Below are 2,576 nucleotides of genomic sequence, written 5' to 3' on the forward strand. Positions count from 1 at the left end.
GTTCCAGGGGTCCCATGCGCGGACGGCCTGGGTCGTCGTCGCGAGCACGTCGATGTAGTCGTCCGCGAGCACCCAGTACTGCTCGGTCACGAGGTCGAAGTCCCCGATGCCGCGGGTGATCGGATGATCCGCGGCGGCCGGGAGCATGGTCACCCGGTACGGCACGTAGTTGTCGGACTGCTCGCCGGTCCTCTCGTCCGGGTGCTTGCCGGGATGGCAGGCGAACTGACCGCCGATGAGGTGGAGGTAGTCGGATTCGTTGCGGTACGAGTCCGCGATCCCGCCGTGCCAGCCCGCGAGTCCGGTCCCGGCCTCGACGGCCGCCCGGAGCCCGGCGAACTCGTCCTTCTCGATGGTGTTCATCGTGTTGCACTGCAGGATCAGGCTGACGGTCGACATGTAGTCGGCATCGGCGTAGATCTTCGGTGACTCCTCGATGCGGACGGTGTAGCCGTGCTCGCGGAGGAACGGGAGAAAACGGTCCGTGGCTTCGACGGGCTGGTGCCCGTCCCAGCCGCCGCGGACGACGAGTGCTTCCTTGCTGGTCATGATGCCTCTTTCGTGGTCGTGGATCGGCTGTCGCGCCCGCGGGCGGAGAAGGCTGCATCGAACGAGGCCCCCGAGGGGGCTATGGTGGCCAGCTGCCGCACGAGGGCGAGGGCCTCCGGCGCGCCGATGAGGCGATCCATTCCGGCGTCCTCCCATTCGATACTGGTGGGTCCCTGGTAGCCGATCGCGTTGAGCATGCGGAAGATCGGTTTCCAGGGCACGTCCCCGTGCCCGGCGGTGACGAAGTCCCAGCCCCGCCGCGGGTCCCCCCACGGCAGGTGTGAGCCGAGGCGTCCGTTGCGTCCGTTCAGCTGCCGGACGGATTCCTTCACGTGGACGTGGAAGATGTGCGGCGCGAAGTCCTGCAGGAACATCACGGGGTCGAGGTCCTGCCAGACGAAGTGCGAGGGGTCGAAGTTGAGCCCGAAGCCGGGCCGGTTCCTCATGACCTCCAGCGTGCGCCGGGTCGTCCAGTAGTCGTAGGCGATCTCGGACGGATGCACCTCGAGCGCGAAGCGGATCCCCTCGGCGTCGAACACGTCCATGATCGGGTTCCAGCGAGCCGCGAAGTCCTCGTAGCCACGCTCGATCATCCGTTCGGAGGCGGGAGGGAACATCGCGACGTACTTCCAGATGGAGGATCCGGTGAACCCGGTGACTACCGACGCCCCGAGCCGGGCTGCGGCCCGGGCGCTGTCCTTGACGACCTCGGCGGACCGCCGGCGGACTCCCTCGGGATCGCCGTCCCCCCAGACCTCGGGGGTGAGGATGTCCTGGTGGCGCTCGTCGATCGGGTCGTCGCCGACGGCCTGCCCGGTCAGGTGGATGGCGATCGCGTGGACGGCGAGGTTGTTCTCCTCGAGGATCCGGAGGCGGTCCTGGACGTAGTCGTCGTCCTGCGCGGCCCGCCCCGGGTCCAGGTGGTCTCCCCAGCAGGCGATCTCGAGGCCGTCGAAGCCCCACTCACCGGCCATCCTCGCCACGTCCTCGAACGGCAGGTCGGCCCATTGGCCGGTGAACAGGGTCACCGGGCGCGGAGTGGCAGCTCCGGTCGCGAAGGCCTCAGACATGCTGCCACCCCGAGTCGCTCGCGGCGGACTTCTCGATGGCGTGCAGGACCTTCTGGACCCGCAGTGCCTCGTCGAAGGACGGTGACGGTGTGGTGCCGTCGGCGATGGCCTGCACGAGATCCACGACCTGGTGCGTGAAGCCGTGCTCGTAGCCGAGGCCGTGCCCGGCCGGCCACCAGTTGCCCGTGTAGGGGTGCACGGAATCGGTGACGTTGATCGTGCTGAACCCCGCGGTCTCGGGAGGCTGCGTCGCGTCGTAGAACTCCAGGGAGTTCATGTTCTCGAAGTCGAAGGCGAGCGAGCCGAGGCTCCCGTTGACCTCCAGGCGCATGTTATTCTTCCTGCCGGTCGCGAAGCGGGTGGCTTCGAAGACGCCGATCGCTCCTGACTCGAAGCGTGCACTGAAGATCGCGGCGTCGTCCACCGTCACCGTGCCGGTCGCCCCGTCGCTGGAACCCTGGCCGCCGAGACCCACCAGGGTCCCGCCGAGGGGACGTTCGTGGACGAAGGTGGTGAGGAGGCCGGAGACTCCCGTGATGGGCAACCCGGTCACGTACTGCGCGGCATCGATGCTGTGCGCTCCGATGTCCCCGAGGGAACCCGACCCCGACCTGCTCTTGTCCAGGCGCCAGGTCATCGGTGCGGTCTCGTCCGTCAGCCAGTCCTGGAGGTACTGCGCCCGGACGTGCCGGATCGTCCCGAGCCTCCCCTGGTCGACGAGCCGCCGGGCCAGGGTCAGGGCGGGCGTGCGGCGGTAGGAGAACCCGCACATCGCGAAGACCCCCTTCGCCTCGGCGGCCCGGGCCGCCGCCGCCATGCGTTCGGCCTCCTCCACCGAGTTCGCGAGCGGCTTCTCGCAGAGCACGTGCTTGCCCGCTTCGAGTGCTGCGATGGCGATCTCGGCGTGGGTGTCCCCGGGGGTGCAGATGTCGATGAGGTCGACGTCGTCACGCTCCA

The 2,576-nt window shown here is 68.6% G+C and carries 3 protein-coding genes; all 3 read right to left on the bottom strand.

What is annotated here, in order from left to right; genetic code table 11:
- The coding region (locus CVO76_RS00380) for a ThuA domain-containing protein (RefSeq protein WP_208740292.1) at positions 1–549 on the bottom strand (549 nt) is incomplete at its 3' end.
- Complete coding sequence (locus CVO76_RS00385) at positions 546–1,619, bottom strand: sugar phosphate isomerase/epimerase family protein (protein ID WP_208740293.1); 1,074 nt, start codon at positions 1,617–1,619, stop codon at positions 546–548. The genes CVO76_RS00385 and CVO76_RS00380, both read right to left, overlap by 4 nt.
- A partial coding sequence (locus tag CVO76_RS00390) for a Gfo/Idh/MocA family protein (protein WP_208740294.1) occupies positions 1,612–2,576 on the bottom strand: 965 nt, incomplete at its 5' end. The genes CVO76_RS00385 and CVO76_RS00390, both read right to left, overlap by 8 nt.

This window comes from Arthrobacter agilis (genome assembly GCF_002953615.1).
Classification (GTDB): domain Bacteria; phylum Actinomycetota; class Actinomycetes; order Actinomycetales; family Micrococcaceae; genus Arthrobacter_D; species Arthrobacter_D agilis_B.